Origin of the sequence: Vibrio sp. V43_P6S15P86 (genome assembly GCF_009904725.1) — a bacterium.
GTDB classification, from domain to species: domain Bacteria; phylum Pseudomonadota; class Gammaproteobacteria; order Enterobacterales; family Vibrionaceae; genus Vibrio; species Vibrio diabolicus.
The window spans coordinates 25069-39513 of record NZ_WXWT01000358.1 but is presented as its reverse complement, the minus strand read 5'-3'; the positions used below and the strand labels follow the sequence as shown (position 1 = coordinate 39513).

At 44.9% G+C, this 14445-nt stretch carries 15 protein-coding genes; 12 read left to right on the top strand and 3 right to left on the bottom strand.

Annotated features, from left to right (window positions below):
* Positions 1-59: 59 nt before the first annotated feature.
* Both glnD and CAG69_RS16245 read left to right on the top strand, forming a co-directional pair.
* Positions 60-2684, top strand: coding sequence for a bifunctional uridylyltransferase/uridylyl-removing protein GlnD (gene glnD, locus CAG69_RS16250; RefSeq protein ID WP_085344087.1), 2625 nt, complete (start codon positions 60-62; stop codon positions 2682-2684).
* Positions 2685-2826: 142 nt separating this feature from the next.
* Complete coding sequence (locus CAG69_RS16245; RefSeq protein WP_005380322.1) at positions 2827-3210, top strand: DUF3461 family protein; 384 nt, start codon at positions 2827-2829, stop codon at positions 3208-3210.
* Positions 3211-3301: 91 nt separating this feature from the next.
* On the opposite strand, the gene truC is transcribed toward CAG69_RS16245, so the two are convergent.
* Together truC and CAG69_RS16235 are read right to left on the bottom strand one after the other, a co-directional pair.
* On the bottom strand, positions 3302-4072 hold the full coding sequence (gene truC / locus CAG69_RS16240; RefSeq protein WP_161445153.1) for a tRNA pseudouridine(65) synthase TruC: 771 nt from the start codon (positions 4070-4072) through the stop codon (positions 3302-3304).
* A 4-nt stretch (positions 4073-4076) separates the two neighbouring features.
* Complete coding sequence (locus tag CAG69_RS16235) at positions 4077-4391, bottom strand: YqcC family protein (RefSeq protein WP_161445151.1); 315 nt, start codon at positions 4389-4391, stop codon at positions 4077-4079.
* 76 nt (positions 4392-4467) lie between these two features.
* Between CAG69_RS16235 and CAG69_RS16230 the strand changes: the two genes are divergently transcribed.
* Both CAG69_RS16230 and CAG69_RS16225 read left to right on the top strand, forming a co-directional pair.
* Complete coding sequence (locus CAG69_RS16230; RefSeq protein ID WP_161445149.1) at positions 4468-5505, top strand: DUF3549 family protein; 1038 nt, start codon at positions 4468-4470, stop codon at positions 5503-5505.
* A 13-nt stretch (positions 5506-5518) separates the two neighbouring features.
* A complete protein-coding gene (locus CAG69_RS16225; protein ID WP_012841498.1) occupies positions 5519-5818 on the top strand; it encodes a DUF3301 domain-containing protein in 300 nt (99 codons plus the stop codon).
* On the opposite strand, the gene CAG69_RS16220 is transcribed toward CAG69_RS16225, so the two are convergent.
* Positions 5778-6263 (bottom strand): GNAT family N-acetyltransferase, encoded by a 486-nt coding sequence (locus CAG69_RS16220; RefSeq protein WP_080936742.1) that lies wholly within the window; start codon positions 6261-6263, stop codon positions 5778-5780. The two genes, CAG69_RS16225 and CAG69_RS16220, sit on opposite strands and share 41 nt — an antisense overlap.
* Positions 6264-7198: 935 nt before the next feature.
* Here CAG69_RS16220 and CAG69_RS16215 point away from each other — a divergent pair.
* From CAG69_RS16215 to CAG69_RS16180, 8 genes are all read left to right on the top strand, one after another.
* Positions 7199-7492 carry a hypothetical protein gene (locus CAG69_RS16215; protein ID WP_012841496.1) on the top strand — a complete coding sequence of 98 codons (294 nt, stop codon included), beginning with the start codon at positions 7199-7201 and terminating at the stop codon, positions 7490-7492.
* On the top strand, positions 7489-7938 hold the full coding sequence (locus tag CAG69_RS16210; RefSeq protein ID WP_005380310.1) for a YaiI/YqxD family protein: 450 nt from the start codon (positions 7489-7491) through the stop codon (positions 7936-7938). Before CAG69_RS16215 ends, CAG69_RS16210 begins: the two co-directional genes overlap by 4 nt.
* Positions 7939-8132: 194 nt before the next feature.
* Positions 8133-9122 carry a ketoacyl-ACP synthase III gene (locus tag CAG69_RS16205; protein ID WP_202600799.1) on the top strand — a complete coding sequence of 330 codons (990 nt, stop codon included), beginning with the start codon at positions 8133-8135 and terminating at the stop codon, positions 9120-9122.
* Positions 9119-10105, top strand: coding sequence for an NAD-dependent epimerase/dehydratase family protein (locus CAG69_RS16200; RefSeq protein WP_161445147.1), 987 nt, complete (start codon positions 9119-9121; stop codon positions 10103-10105). Before CAG69_RS16205 ends, CAG69_RS16200 begins: the two co-directional genes overlap by 4 nt.
* Entirely contained in the window at positions 10074-10937 is an 864-nt protein-coding gene (locus tag CAG69_RS16195) for an MBL fold metallo-hydrolase (protein WP_161445145.1), read from the top strand. The genes CAG69_RS16200 and CAG69_RS16195 overlap by 32 nt, the downstream gene beginning before the upstream one ends.
* Complete coding sequence (locus tag CAG69_RS16190; RefSeq protein ID WP_202600798.1) at positions 10925-12193, top strand: F390 synthetase-related protein; 1269 nt, start codon at positions 10925-10927, stop codon at positions 12191-12193. Before CAG69_RS16195 ends, CAG69_RS16190 begins: the two co-directional genes overlap by 13 nt.
* Positions 12181-13293 (top strand): ATP-grasp domain-containing protein, encoded by a 1113-nt coding sequence (locus tag CAG69_RS16185; RefSeq protein WP_161445141.1) that lies wholly within the window; start codon positions 12181-12183, stop codon positions 13291-13293. The genes CAG69_RS16190 and CAG69_RS16185 overlap by 13 nt, the downstream gene beginning before the upstream one ends.
* Positions 13290-14363, top strand: a complete 1074-nt coding sequence (locus CAG69_RS16180; protein WP_161445139.1) for a hypothetical protein — start codon at positions 13290-13292, stop codon at positions 14361-14363. The genes CAG69_RS16185 and CAG69_RS16180 overlap by 4 nt, the downstream gene beginning before the upstream one ends.
* Positions 14364-14445 lie beyond the last annotated feature (82 nt).

Sequence of the window (14445 nt, the reverse complement as noted above, 5' to 3'; positions counted from 1 at the left end):
TTTTTATCTGCCACAAATTTGTTAGATTGTAACTAGATTAGCTTGCACGGATGGCAAATATGACACTTCAGTCCCCTCTTACCTTTTCCGATGAACAAATCAATATCGGAGAGCTCAAACAAGAGTTAGAGAAATTTAGCTCCGATCAAAACCAAGAGTTTCTCAATCATCATCCGGTAACAAGCTTGGTTTTAGCCAGGGCAGAATACATGGATCTGCTTCTGAATCGTTTGTGGCAACATTTTGGCTTCAAAGATATTTACAACATTTCTCTAGTTGCCGTGGGTGGCTATGGGCGTGGCGAGCTGCATCCGCTCTCCGATATCGATATTTTGATTCTGTCGAACAATAAGCTGCCGACCGCGCTAGAAGCAAAAATCAGCGAATTCATTACGCTGTTGTGGGATTTAAAACTCGAGGTCGGACACGCTGTTCGCACCGTTAACGAATGTGCGGAAATTGGTAAAGCCGATCTGACCGTCGCGACAAACCTTCAAGAAGCGCGTCTACTGTGTGGCAGCGAGGATACCTTTCAGGCACTGAAGAAAGTCGTGTTATCAGACTCCTTTTGGCCAAGTGAAACGTTTTACCGCGCGAAAATTCAAGAGCAGCGCGAACGCCATGCGCGTTACCACGATACGACCTACAACTTAGAACCAGACATTAAGTCGACCCCTGGCGGGCTGCGCGATATTCATACATTAAGCTGGGTCGCCCGACGTCACTTTGGTGCCACGTCATTGTTGGAAATGAGCCGATACGGATTTTTAACTGACGCAGAATACCGAGAATTGGTTGAATGTCAGGACTTCCTTTGGCGAGTGCGTTTTGCTCTACACATGGAGCTTCGCCGCTATGACAACCGCTTGACCTTTGCCCATCAAGCACAAGTTGCGGAAAACCTAGGCTACGTCGGTGAAGGCAACCGAGGCGTAGAAATGATGATGAAAGAGTTCTATCGCACACTTCGTCGTGTGGCAGAGCTCAATAAAATGCTACTCAAACTTTTTGATCAAGCGATCATTAATGGTGGTGCGACAGAAAGTGCCGAGATTCTCGATGCCGACTTCCAACGTCGTGGCTCTTTGATTGAAGCGCGGAAACCCGCATTATTTCAAGCTCGCCCAGAAACTATTCTGGATATGTTCTTACATATCGCGAACGACTCAACCATTGAAGGGGTGAGCCCACCAACACTACGTCAGCTGCGCACCGCGCGCCGTCGACTCAACAAATTTTTGCACACTATTCCTGCTGCGCGTGAAAAGTTCATGGCGTTATGTCGTCACCCTAATGCTCTGCATAAAGCATTCAGCCTGATGCACCGATTAGGGGTTATGGCGGCCTATTTACCGCAATGGAGCCAAATTGTTGGTCAAATGCAGTTTGACTTATTCCACGCCTACACGGTTGATGAGCACAGTATTCGCTTACTGAAACACATTAATACCTTTAGTGACCCAGACAATCATGCGAAGCACCCTATTTGTTGTGACGTCTACCCACGGATGCAAAAGAAAGAACTGCTGATTATTGCCGCTATTTTCCACGATATCGGTAAAGGACGTGGCGGCGATCACTCTGTTATAGGCGAAGGTGAGGCTTACGACTTTTGTATTGAGCATGGCTTATCAAAGCCCGAGGCCAAACTTGTCGCTTGGTTGGTAAGGCATCATCTATTAATGTCCGTCACCGCACAGCGCCGAGACATTTATGATCCCGATGTGATTACCGAATTTGCCAAAAAAGTCAGAGACGAAGAATCTCTCGATTATCTTGTGTGCCTGACAGTTGCAGATATTTGTGCAACCAACCCAGAACTTTGGAATGCTTGGAAACGAACCTTACTGGCAGAGCTGTATTACTCCACACAACGTGCTTTACGTAGAGGGTTAGAGAATCCTGTCGATGTGCGTGAGCGAATTCGCCACAATCAACAAATGGCCTCCGCAATGCTACGTAAAGAGGGCTTTGCCGCGCGCGAAATTGAAGTATTGTGGCAGCGCTTTAAAGCTGACTATTTCCTTCGTCATACTCATACGCAAATCGCGTGGCACTGCGAACACTTACTTCGCATGGAAGATCCGACTAAGCCTTTGGTGTTGATCAGTAAAAAAGCCACTCGTGGCGGCACTGAGGTGTTTGTATATACGAAAGACCAGCCAGCTTTATTTGCGACGGTCGTGGCGGAGTTAGATAGGCGTAATTTTAATGTACACGACGCGCAAATCATGACCAGCAAAGATGGGCACGTGATTGATACCTTTATGGTGCTCGATCAACATGGCGAAGCGATTGATGAGTCTCGTCACGCCGCGGTGATTAAGCACCTCACCCATGTACTAGAGGCGGGCCGACCAACCAAGATTAAAACACGCCGTACTCCGAACAAACTTCAGCACTTTAATGTGAAAACCAAAGTCGACTTCTTACCAACCAAAGGTAAAAAACACACGTTGATGGAGTTTGTCGCGCTAGACACACCAGGGCTGTTGGCCAAAGTAGGCCGTACGTTTGCTGATTTGAATATCAACCTTCATGGTGCAAAAATCACCACCATTGGTGAGCGAGCAGAAGACTTGTTTATTTTAACCAGTGATGCAGGGGGAAGATTAAGTGAAGAACAGCAAGATGAGCTAAGAGAGAGATTGATCGAAAAGTTATCTGATGAGGTCGCAGCTTAGATCAAACCTGCCAATCTTTTCGGTTCAGGGCGAGAGCGATCTTGCCCACAAGTTAAGCATTTTGGCTAAATATCAGCTATCTAGCTCATACATAGGCTGCTACAGTTATATCAATATCAATTCGATGTAATAGAGGTAGCCTATGTATCCCCACCTCACTGGTTTGGGTATTCACGACCCTAAGCAGATTGAACGTTATTCCCTACGCCAAGAAGCACACAAAGACGTGCTCAAGATCTATTTCCACAAGCAAAAAGGCGAGCTGTTCGCCAAAAGCGTTAAATTCAAATACCCGCGCCAAATCAAAAATGTTCTTGTGGACAGTGGCAGTCACAAATATAAAGAAGTAACGGAAATCAACCGTAACCTCACATTGGTCATTGATGAACTGAATAAAATTACTAAGCCAACGAAACAACCTGAGGTTGATGTAAAAGAGAAAATTCTTTCAGACCTTCGTCATTTAGAAAAAGTCGTTTCGAGCAAGATCGCAGAGATCGAAGCAGATCTCGAAAAACTCAAGTAAAACGTTAAGTCTTAAATACTAAAAAAGGGTTAGCATTGATGCTAACCCTTTTTATTTGTACCCAATCATTATCTAGATCTAACTAATCCCATTATCGGTTGATCATTGATTCATCCCACTCAAATCGAGTAAACAATTGCTGCCAAGTTTCATCAAGATTGGCCGTCATGACAATCTCTTGATCGGTAAATGGATGGACGAACCGTAACTCTGAAGCATGCAGTAGCAAGCGGTGAGCATCAAACTCTGTGCGATATAGCTTGTTGTGCTTGCCATCTCCGTGCGTTGTATCACCCACGATCGGATGGCGTAGATGCGCCATATGACGACGAAGTTGGTGCTTACGCCCCGTTTTAGGTTTCATCTCAACTAAGCAATAACGCGTTGTAGGAAATTTACCCGTCGAATAGGGAACTTCCACTTTAGCCAACGGTTTATATTCCGTCACCGCTTCTTGCGCTTCTTTTTCTTGTGAAGCGAACTTATCAGCAATCTTGTCTAACTCGACTTTGAGTGCGTAATCCAAGATGCCCTCTTCCTCAATCCAACCGCGTACTATTGCGTGGTATGTCTTTTCCATTTTATGTTCAGCAAACATCGGCATGACTTGTGATGCGACTTCACTCGACAACGCAAACACGAGCACACCAGATGTTGGACGATCCAGACGATGCAATGGGAACACATGCAGGCCAATTTGGTCGCGCAAAGTTTGCATGACAAACTGAGTTTCGTGTTTATCTAACCAACTGCGATGTACTAACATGCCTGCAGGCTTGTTGACCGCTACAAAATATTCATCCTGATAAACGATCTCCAGCTCAACTGGTTCTGAAGATCGCGCTATTTCTTGTTCTAGCATTCGTTTACTTACACAGTTCGTCAATGGTTCGGATTGTAACAAGCAGCTCTGCGAACTGCGGTTCCTGCTTCCACGCTTCTGAAAAATAGGGCTCGAGAGAAAACCCTCTTGGCAATGGTTGGTTGTTTTCCACTAGCACGTGCATTCTGTCTATAAAGATCCACTGCAACCACTCATGAGGATGCAATGTATCAATCGCAAATGGCTCCACGCTTTGTAAGGCTTGCTCTGAAGGCCTAGTGTGTTGCCACAACTTATGTTGTTTGAGCTGCGCTTCAAGTTGGTGAAGTAAGTCGACCAATTGAGTATTTGTTACCATTAATTCTATCTCGAACCTTGAATTAGCCGAGAATGATACCATTTCTTGTGAAAAGAACGTTAGGACGTCGTATTTAATGGAAAACATTCAAACCCTCACTCAACTGTTGAACAACAGCCACTGTGATTATCAAATCTTCGATCTTGGTCGTCGTATCAAAACCATCGCTAAGAAAGAGTTTGCCGATGTAGAAAAAGGTCAAGCACCGTACCCATTCCCAATGCAGCGTAAAGCACACCTTGCCATCGCTTATTGGAATGAACAAAAGCAACCTTGGATTTGGTTTCTAAAGTTTGAATTGGACGAGCGCGGTTTGTTAAAGCAAGCGGATATCGGCAATTTCATTAAATACGTAGTGGAAGCCATGGGAACACGCCTCAATGATGATATCACTGAAGAGCAACAGCAAAAGCTGTCTAATAACCCATATACGTTCAAACCTTCCGAAGACAAAATGGCCGTGTTCCATAGCCAGGTCCGCGCGAATCTCGATCTTCCTACCAGCCAATATTATGAGCACACTCAGCATTACTTTTCAGGTGGTTTAGGTTGGGATAATTGGCAAACCGTAGGTCTGCAAGGAATCACCGACATGGCCGCTCGTTTGGACAAGGAGCAAAACGGGGTAATGATACGCAAAGCATTGAACCACCTACCGAATGAACCACTTTATGCTCTGTTGGGTGCGCTTGAGCATGTAGAGTTACAAGAGCGTTTAGCTGAGCGTATCGCCGACAAAGCACAACAAGAAATCGCAAGTAGCGAACCGGATCTCTTCCTACTTTCAGCACTTATCCGAGCTTTGGCTGGCGCACCAACAGCCATTGCCTCTCCAGTGTTAGAAGCGATTTTACAAAGCCCTCGTTTAAGCCATCAGGAAGTACTGATTGGCGTGGCTGGCCGAGCTTGGCACTTACTAGCCAATGAAAAGGTAGCAGAACAGTTTTTGCTGCGTTTAGCTCAAACCGGTAATCAAGCCCTATTTAATCAGTTATTTGCCGATTTAGTGATGCTACCAGAGTTAAGAATGGTGCTATTGCCCTTGCTACATTCAAATCCATCTGAAGAACTAGCAAACGCGCTAGTAAGCTTACAACAAGCAACAAAGGGATAATAAAGGTTCAGGGATGATTGGTGATCTTTTAGCAATTTTAGGGCTATGCTTTTTCTGTTATCTGTTTTGGCAACAACGTCGTCAAGCCGAACTCGCAAAAGTGGCAATCACGCGTAAATGTGAGCAATTGGATCTCCAATTAATCAGCATCGCCTTTGGTGCCCACAAACTAAAAACGCCAGACGGAGTCTGGCGTTGGCATACGGTGTATCAATTTGAGTTTTCATCTCTTGGTGACGATTGCTACCAAGGGGAGTTAACCATGGTCGGTTTCAGGCCGCAGAACTTTCACCTACCACCGCATCGCTTGTAAATTCCATTTCAAAGTAAGGACCATATAGATCCTTACTTTCTTTTGTTTCAACAAATCCCAGTTTTTTCAGCACCGCCATAGAAGCTTGATGGTTGCTATTCACATTAGCTTTCACCTTATGTAGCCCCAGCTCACGGCACGCCTTAGGGAAAAACGCTTTTAGAGCTTCTGTCGCTAACCCTTTACCCCAATAAGATTTATCAAAAATAAACCCTAACTCAGGCTCGGAATCGAGATGGGAAATGAACACGTGCCCCATATAGTCACGACTGGTGCTCTCTAGCACCGCCATACTATAAATATTTTCATCATCCAGTATTTTCTCAAACATCTGTTTGGCAGACGCGACAGTATACGGACCGTTCATTTCAGCACGGTTTTTCGCACAGCAATTCAGCATGACGAACTCTAGTTGCAACGACTCATTGTAGGGTAGAAGAAGCATTCTTCTGGTTACTATGGCCACATCTGTTCCTTGATTACAACAAACTTTATTTATCCGCAGATCGCAAACTCGATGAGCTTGAATATGCTCAATAACTGCGGGGCATAACACCTTGTAGAGAAGCCGAAAGTTAAACCAACTGATTGGAAAGGATATTGATCTGGATTGTTTTTTATTAAGTGTTATTAGGAATTTATAAATTTTGTGATACTGATATACCCAAGTCACCTCGAGGTGCTTAATTCAACGAGAACGACTAGGTATCTTTTTTATATAAGAAAGACCCCGACACATAAGTATCGGGGTCATGGTCTTACTCGCAGCAGTCCGGCTACTAAAAGTGCTCCATGCATCATCCATAATAGTGGCTGATTCCGTCAGCTTATTCCTTACGTCGCCGTCCTAGCGGTGTCCTTATCATCCTGATAACTAACATTCCCCGTTAGCACACATCACTTGTTCCTTGAGCGGTGTCCCTTGCATCTTCCTGACGCTGTCCATAACCTCTATCCTAGAGGGGTCCATTGTCTATCCTTAGTCATCAACATCCTATTAATGATAGTGTCCTTACAATGTCCTACGCTCCATGCTTGATTAATCATCCTGACCAACCAAATCGTCTTCCTGACGATAACCAAATCCTTGGTGCTTTCCTGTTCCATGTCTGCTTCCTGCTGACAACTCTCAATTTACGCCTTTCCTAAAAATTGACAATCTATCTTAGATAAATATTTATACACCACATTGGTTAAATAGTTGTTAAATCATTATTTATCAATAAGTTGATGATTGTAATTTCTATTTTTCCGCTCACGAAATCGTTTTCTCTCACAACCCATGTAAGAGATCTCTCACACCACACATTCCAAATTGCTATTCGCCAAATTAGGGGACTCAACGTATGATGATAGATATATCGTTGTTAAGGATTAAAAATGTTAACTCAAGACGTTACTAAAGAATTAGAAGCGGTAATGGAACAACTGCAACAACAAGGAAAAGAACCAACCGTAGCGTTAGTGAAAGCACGCTTGAAAACGCCCGTCCCAATGCCTGCATTAATCACCGCAATAAAAAGTTGGAAAAGTGCTCAGCGTGTTCCCAAGGTTGAAGTCGCAGCACAAGCGCACACCGATAATGATCGTCTTGCAGCGCTAGAAAGCACGGTGAAAAAATTAGTGGCTCGTATTGAAGAGCTAGAAGCCAAGCTAAGTGAGAAGTCATCATGAAGTTATGGGTAGATGCAGACGCATGTCCGAAAGTCATCCGCGAAACCATTGTGCGCGCCGCCGAACGCACGGGGATTGAATGTACGTTTGTCGCCAACCACGTTGTCCCGGTGCCCAAAAGAGACAACATCCACTCGCTGCAAGTTCCAGCTGGATTTGACATCGCTGACAACGAAATCGTTAAGCGTGTGGAGGCCAACGATTTGGTGATCACATCAGATATTCCGCTTGCAGATGAGGTCATCTCTAAAGGCGCTCAAGCCCTCAGTTCACGTGGCGAGCTTTATACGAAAGACACCATCAAAGCGCGTCTAAATATCCGCGACTTCATGGAAACCATGCGTTCAAGTGGAATTCAGACTGGTGGTCCCGCTGCGCTTTCCCAAACCGATCGCCGCGAATTTGCGAACCATTTAGATCGTATTTTGGCTAAATTTAAGAAGTAACCCTCACTCTATTCATATTGAGCCAGCAAATCAAAGCCTGGCTCATTACTGAAAATTCACTTTCAGCATTGCACCCAAAGCGTGCTCTTACTCCCATTTGTTTTGTTCTGTTTATTTTTCATCTCGCTCGCCATAGCTTCAATATGCAACGTGGTTTATTTTGAACGACGTTTTTAATAAATGTATAGAGAATAATGGGCTTTAACATCGTTTCCAGTGGAAGCTACCTGCCAACGAATCAATGGTCAGATCGAGAGATGGATCGCTTCCTAAAATTAGCGCCAGGGACCTGCCGAAATAAATTCGACGTTGAATATCGTCATGTAGCCAATACAAAAGAGACCGCTATTTATATGGCGGTGCAGGCGGTAGAGCAGTGTTTAGGAAACATACATACCTTGGGCTCCGTTGATCTCCTTATCTACGCCAGCGGCACTCACCACCAGTCTCTGCCCTACGACGCTTCAGCGGTTCTCGCCGCGTTAGACGCTCCAACATGGCTAGAAAGCTTTGATTTGAACAGCACCTGCTTATCATTTCTCTCTGCGCTTGATCTTGCTCAGAGTCTATTCTTCGCAAAACGATACCGTCGGATTCTCATTGTTACCAGTGAGCTCGCCACTGGCATCACACTGAATCGAAATTTTACGCTCAAACCAGAAGTTGCAACCTTATTCGCCGACGGTGCCGCCGCGTTTTTGCTCGAAGAACAAAACGGTGATGGATTACTCACCAGTCACTTTGAAACGCATCATACCGGGTATTCATTTTGTCAAATTAAGGGCGGAGGTAGTCATGTCAACCCTCACACCTCAGAGCATCAAGCTTATTTAAAAAGCTGCCAGTTTGAGATGGAGGGCAAAGCACTCTTTAAACATGTGCGTAAAACCTTACCGGCGTTTCTAAAAAAAGGCTTTGACGCCTCTCCGGTAACACTCGGCGATATTGATTATTTTCTTCCGCATCAAGCCAGTGCGCACGGGTTAAAAAAACTGCCATCACTCACCGGGTTACCAACCGAGAAAACCGTTAATCACTTTTCGACTTTGGGAAACCAAGTCGCCGCCTCACTCCCAATTAACTTACACTGGCTGCGTAATCAGCCAGAAACAGCAGGAAAACATGTGTTATTAGCTGGCACCGCCGCAGGGTTGTCACTAGGGATGGGAGTGCTAAAACTATGAAAATATTAGTCACTGGCGGCAGTGGGATGTTGGGTAGCGCAATTCTAAGAATGTTTCACCAGCAACATGAACTGCATTTTACAGCACGAAATACAGTCATCGCCAAACAACTCACTGAGCAATTCGATGTAATCCCACATTTAGTCGATTTGAGAGACCACTCTGCTGTTCATGCGGCATGCCAAGGCATGGATGCAATCATCCATTGTGCCGCTCTCTCAAGCCCATGGGGCAAGTGGGAAGCGTTTTATCAAGCCAATGTAGATGCCACCAAAAACCTCGTCAGTGCGGCTAATTCGCATCAAATCTCGCGCTTTATCCATATTTCCTCCACCAGCGTCTATTTTGACCATCAAGACCGTTGGAATATTCGAGAAACCGACGCCATTGCTTCACACTGGTGTAATGATTACGCACACACCAAATACCTATCTGAACTTGAAGCCGTAAAAGGCCAAAGCAAAGCGATCATTTTAAGACCGCGTGGCATTTTTGGCCCCAACGATCGCGCGATTATCCCAAGAGTGCTTAAGGCGATAAAAAACAACACTCTGCTTCTGCCATCGGGTAGAAACCCAGTGGTTGATCTAACTTATGTCGACAACGTTGCCCATGCGGCGATGCTCGCTTGCACTCAGGCAGACCGACTTCAGCATGGTGATGTCTTCAATATATCCAACAACGAACCAATGCCAATTGAGACTGTACTGCAAGCTTTATGTGTGGGGTTGAACCTAAAAGTAACGTTACAATCACTACCATACGGTGTGGTATCACCATTATTAAAGCTCAGTGAGCAAATACGAAGGCGCTTACCACATCAGCCAGAGCCAAGGCTCACTTCATACAGCGCAGGATTGTTTAACTATCATCAAACTCTGGATATCAGCAAGGCGATAAAAAACCTGAATTACCAACCGCTTTTTTCAATTCAAGAAGGAATACAGCAGTATGCAAACTGGTCTAAAAATAAAAATCTTTGAGGCTGGACACTGCGTACACCCAGGCTTTGTTGTCAAACCAGGCTCTGGTATCAAGCCTAGAGCATTTCCGGCAGCCGTTGCGTTAATTCAACACCCGACACAAGGCAACATCCTGTTTGATACGGGATATCACGAGCACTTTTTTAGCGCGACTCGTTCCTTCCCTGAACGTTTTTATGCTTGGACAACACCTTGCCGCTATCAACAAGAACATGGGATTGTTGCGCAGTTAGCAAAAGAAAATCTCAAACCTCATGATATTGAGCATTTAGTGCTCTCCCACTTTCACGCTGATCACATTGCCGCCGTGTCTGAGTTTTCTCACTCTCAATTGCATTGCCAACAAAAAGGGGTAGATGCGATAACTAAAAGTGGTCGAATTGGAGGCGTAAGAAAAGGCTACCTAAAAGCTCTACTCCCTCCACAGCTTGAATCTAACTTCATCATTCATGGTGATTTTTCTGTGCCAATCAGCCAAATTCTTCCTCAGTGCCAAGGGGTTAACTTGCTCTGTAAAGACATGTTCGACGATGGACTTATTTATATGGTTAGCTTGCCAGGCCATGCAGCTGGCCAAGTGGGCTTGCTGGTTAAAAGAGACCAAAGTTGGCTGTTCTTACTCGCCGATGCATGCTGGTTAATCGAGAGCTTGAGTGAAAATATCGATCAGCATTGGCTGGCGAACATGCTTTGCGATGATACAAAAGCCTATAAAAACACCCTCTCTGAGTTGAGAAGTTGCTACCAACAAACCCGCCACGTTGTTCGCTTCGTACCTTCACATTGTCAGGAAACTATCCAACAGCTAATCAAAGAAGGATGGATGAAGTGAGAACGCTTATCTCAGAATTCTGGCGAACCCGCTACCGCACTTTCGGTTCAAGGGAACAAGTCGAAGCGTGGCAGCAACAACATTTAACGCAACACCTGGATTGGGTATGCTGTCGTTCACCGTATTACCGCTCTTTTCAAGGTGCACCACTCAGTGATTTCCCTATCATGAATAAGCAAACCATGATGGAGAACCTTTCAGAGTTAAATACGAAGGGCTTAGATGCTGAACAGCTAATGCAACAAGCACTCGAAGCAGAACAGTCACGCAACTTCGCCGCTTCGAAAGTTGGCGATGTTACGGTTGGACTTTCTTCGGGCACATCAGGCATGCGCGGGTTGTTTCTTGCTGACAAACAGGAAACGCAACTATGGGCTGGCAATATATTGGCTCGCCTGTTGCCCAACCTATGGCAAAAACACCGAATTGCTCTAGCCTTGCGCGCCAACAGCCCACTGTATAAATCCGTCGCGAAAGGGCCTGTCACATTCTTTTATGCCGATTTAACCAAACCTTACCAAGAATGGATAAAAGAGCTAGATGAGTTCCAACCCACGCTTTTGGTTGGTAGTGCGCAAGCTCTTCAGCTCTGCGCCCAGTTCAGCGGTCAATTTGGTCAACCCGCAATTCAACCACAGCGGATCATTTCTGGTGCAGAAGTCCTAACCGAGAGTGACCGTCACTTTATTTCTCAACGGTTCGACAGCGAACTCCATGAAGTCTATCAATGTACTGAAGGTTTTCTTGCATGTACGGATCAGCATGGACAAATGCGCTGGAATCAAGATGTTGTTTACATCGAAAAACATTGGCTGAATACCGAACGTACTCATTACAGCCCAATTATTACCGATTTTCGTCGTAAAACTCAGCCCATTATTCGTTATCAGCTCGACGATATTATTGAGAATAAACAGGATAATGGCGTATTTGAACCTCTTGGCGCGATTGCCGGACGATGTGGTGATCGCCTCACGCTAAACGCAAACCACGTCCCAGTGACGGTGTTACCAGATCTCATCTACCGCGCTATAACACTATCCGCCCAAAGTCGCGTGGATTACCGAATCACCCAAACAGGGTCACAAGCCATTCAAATTGAAGCGGATGTTCACCACCATAGGGTTATACATCAAGCCTTGATAAAGTTGTTTGACCAATTACGGCTTGATCCTGTCAGATTTAGTTACCGCCCTGCGCCTATTTGGACGCCAATGAATAAACAACGACGTGTGGTGAACATATGCGGGTCTTAATCACCGGAGCCCGAGCACCAGTTGCACTAGAGTGGGCAACCATGTGTATGCATCATGGGCATGAAGTAATTCTCACCGATTCGCTAAAAAAGCCTCTGGGATCATTTTTGCGGGGCATCGAGTCTTATATACCCACCGCTTCACCTCGATTTGCATTTCCCACCTACCAACAGCAGATCCTAAAAATCATTACTCAGATGCACATTGATATGGTGATACCCACTTGTGAAGAAGTGTATTACTTGGCTCATGTTGACAAACAATGCCCAGATGTGAATTTCTTTCTGCCCGATATGGCGCTGCTCAATGCCCTACACAACAAGTTGACCGTCTTTGAACAGCTTCAAGGCTTGCCAGAAATTACACTTCCAAAAACTCGTTTGGTCGCTGATAAAAGTGAGGTTGAAACTAATGAAAGAACCGTTCTAAAACCAGTTTACTCTCGGTTTGGCGGGCAAGTAATAAGAGATGTGGCAACTCAGTCTATTTCTGCCGTCACGATATCGCCACTTTATCCTTGGGTTCAGCAACAAAAAATCCATGGGACTCCGGTGTGTAACTATGCGATTTTTGAACATGGTGACCTTAAAGCACACCAAGCTTATGTGCCGAAATACTGTGTAAACGGATCGGCCGCCAGTGCTTTTCAGCCACTCTCATGCGAACGACTAGATACATTTATCGCAGCTTTTGGTGAGCGTCATACTTATCATGGGCAGGTGTCGTTTGACTTCATCCAATCACAAAATGATCTCTACGTGATTGAATGCAACCCAAGAGCCACAAGTGGTTTGCACCTACTCTCATCTCGATGCAATCAACTGCTTCCTAATATGGAGTTTACCAGTCCTTCCAAGCAGCGATTGCATCATTTAGGTCCAATAACACTCATCGCTGAAGGTGGATTATCCCTATTTAAGGCTCGAACTTGGCAAGATTGGTGGTCTGGAGTGAATGTAATGCAACAGCATAACTTGCCGGTAGGGAGCCAAATCCGGAGTGTGTTTGAATTACTCCGGTTAGCTAGGCAGAACAAGGCAAAATGGAGCGCCGCTTCTACCGTTGATATTGAGTGGAATGGAGAAGCGTTGCCATCATGACACTTTCCTCTCAAGAATGGCATAAAACCTTTATCACTCTTATGCAGTCGAATCTTATTGATGAATGCACAGCAAGCTTTGGTTGCTACTATATCGATGATGTTGCCATTCCCTACTCCGTAACACCAAAAATACCAAACAACTGTTATGCCGTGTCCCCTATGACACTGCTTAGTGGCTACGCCGAAGAAGAGCTTCACAAAGTCAAAAATGTGGCTGTTCGATGGGTATGTAAGCTACTTATTAATATGACTAAACCAATCTTATCATTAGCTGGATTGGATCAAGTCCAAACGCTCAACAATCAGTGCTTGTCCACCAATATGTATAGCGAACAATGGGAATCCTTAAACCTTGATGAACTGCGTCGCGTGGCACTCGATCAATACCCCACCTTTCCCTTGGTGCTTCGCTCCCTCAACCAACTTCAGCACTCACACTTAATTCAGCGATTAGAACAGCAACAATGGCAAAGCTTAGTAACGCGACAAGTGTATTTACTTGAGGATTGGCAAGCCTTCAGCTTCAACCGAGATTTAACGAAAGACTTCAAGCTGTTTAATGATAAAGATTGGCAGTTTAAGCCACTGGCTACTGATGAAGAGTTTCAGCGTGCCAAAGCGTTATATGACATGCTTTACCTTGATAAATACAGCCGGAATAACATCCAGTTTTCAACCCAATATTTAAAACAGGCTAACCAGAATAACTTAGTGCATTTAGTGGGACTATTTTATCAAGGAGAGATGCTGGCTACGTTAGGCATAGTAGAAATTGATAACGACATGACTTGCCCAATTTTTGGCTACGATACCAATAAGCCGCAGAGTTTTGCGCTGTATAGAAGAATATCTGCTTATACCATCCGCCATGCAATGATATGCCAGCGTCGCTTTAATATGAGCTCAGGGGCTCCAGCTTTTAAACGCAACCGAAAAGCCCAGCCAGAAATTGAATTTAGCTATGTTTATATTGCGCACTTACCTTGGTACAAACGCGTAATTTGGAAAAGCTTGTGCTGGCTCACTCAGCACTTTTATCGCCCTTTGTTGATACGTTTTCAGCTATAAACCGACATCTATAATCAGGTAAGCCTGCGTACACAGTCTCAATCGATAAAAAAGCCTGCGACGTTCGCAGGCTTTTTATAAT

Excerpts from the sequence above, each read along its gene's own strand:
- CAG69_RS16180 (WP_161445139.1), top strand. The coding sequence starts at position 13,290 with ATGACACTTTCCTCTCAAGAATGGCATAAAACCTTTATCACTCTTATG.
- CAG69_RS16220 (WP_080936742.1), bottom strand. The coding sequence starts at position 6,263 with ATGCTTCTTCTACCCTACAATGAGTCGTTGCAACTAGAGTTCGTCATG.
- CAG69_RS16195 (WP_161445145.1), top strand. The coding sequence starts at position 10,074 with ATGCAAACTGGTCTAAAAATAAAAATCTTTGAGGCTGGACACTGCGTA.
- glnD (WP_085344087.1), top strand. The coding sequence starts at position 60 with ATGACACTTCAGTCCCCTCTTACCTTTTCCGATGAACAAATCAATATC.
- CAG69_RS16245 (WP_005380322.1), top strand. The coding sequence starts at position 2,827 with ATGTATCCCCACCTCACTGGTTTGGGTATTCACGACCCTAAGCAGATT.
- CAG69_RS16185 (WP_161445141.1), top strand. The coding sequence starts at position 12,181 with ATGCGGGTCTTAATCACCGGAGCCCGAGCACCAGTTGCACTAGAGTGG.
- CAG69_RS16210 (WP_005380310.1), top strand. The coding sequence starts at position 7,489 with ATGAAGTTATGGGTAGATGCAGACGCATGTCCGAAAGTCATCCGCGAA.
- CAG69_RS16190 (WP_202600798.1), top strand. The coding sequence starts at position 10,925 with ATGGATGAAGTGAGAACGCTTATCTCAGAATTCTGGCGAACCCGCTAC.
- truC (WP_161445153.1), bottom strand. The coding sequence starts at position 4,072 with ATGCTAGAACAAGAAATAGCGCGATCTTCAGAACCAGTTGAGCTGGAG.
- CAG69_RS16225 (WP_012841498.1), top strand. The coding sequence starts at position 5,519 with ATGATTGGTGATCTTTTAGCAATTTTAGGGCTATGCTTTTTCTGTTAT.
- CAG69_RS16200 (WP_161445147.1), top strand. The coding sequence starts at position 9,119 with ATGAAAATATTAGTCACTGGCGGCAGTGGGATGTTGGGTAGCGCAATT.
- CAG69_RS16230 (WP_161445149.1), top strand. The coding sequence starts at position 4,468 with ATGGAAAACATTCAAACCCTCACTCAACTGTTGAACAACAGCCACTGT.
- CAG69_RS16215 (WP_012841496.1), top strand. The coding sequence starts at position 7,199 with ATGTTAACTCAAGACGTTACTAAAGAATTAGAAGCGGTAATGGAACAA.
- CAG69_RS16205 (WP_202600799.1), top strand. The coding sequence starts at position 8,133 with ATGGGCTTTAACATCGTTTCCAGTGGAAGCTACCTGCCAACGAATCAA.
- CAG69_RS16235 (WP_161445151.1), bottom strand. The coding sequence starts at position 4,391 with ATGGTAACAAATACTCAATTGGTCGACTTACTTCACCAACTTGAAGCG.